Annotated in this window: 1 protein-coding gene; it reads right to left on the bottom strand. The window is 40.1% G+C overall.

What is annotated here, in order from left to right; translation table 11 throughout:
• Window positions 1–96 precede the first annotated feature (96 nt).
• A partial coding sequence (locus tag SAZ04_RS21625) for an IS66 family transposase (RefSeq protein ID WP_332699553.1) occupies window positions 97–611 on the bottom strand: 515 nt, incomplete at its 5' end.

The raw sequence follows: 611 nt of genomic DNA, 5'->3' as shown, positions 1-611 counted from the left end.
CCGTAAGCCCGAATTATAAAAAATAAGCGCACCTTACCGGTACGCATGACAAATAGCCGTATATCACGACTTTTTTAATCGAATATACGGCATATTTTATTTTCTGTTACATGCTTCTTGGATCTTTTTTGACCAAGGCATGTAATGATTTAATATTTCAGGGTTTTGATGGATGGCGATATTGGGTAGGTCCGTCAAAAGTTTTTTTATGTATTCATAGAAATCCACGCCGTTACTTTTGGCGGTTTCTGCGATACTCAAACAGATGGCGTTTGCTTTTGCACCAGCTTCGCTGACCGAAAAAAGCCAGTTTTTTCTACCAATGACATTGGGACGGATGGCGTTTTCAGCTGGATTATTATCAATCTCAATACGACCATCGTTCAAGAATGCTTTAAGTCCATTCGCTCGGTTCAATGTGTATTCAGCTGCTTTTGCGAGGGCATTCTTCCCGAAAAATGGTGATGTTTCGACCCAGTTAAGGAATTCTTCCACGATTGGCTTCGAGTATTTTCTGCGCTTTTTTCTGCGTTTGCTCGGAGACAAATGTTTAAATTCCCTTTCTAGTCGATATAACTCATCACAATATTTCACACCGACTTGGCCATTTT

Source organism: Halalkalibacter lacteus (genome assembly GCF_036663595.1).
Lineage (GTDB): Bacteria > Bacillota > Bacilli > Bacillales > Bacillaceae_D > Halalkalibacter > Halalkalibacter lacteus.
Note: the sequence above shows the minus strand (reverse complement) of the source record. Positions and strands in the feature narration are given on the sequence as shown.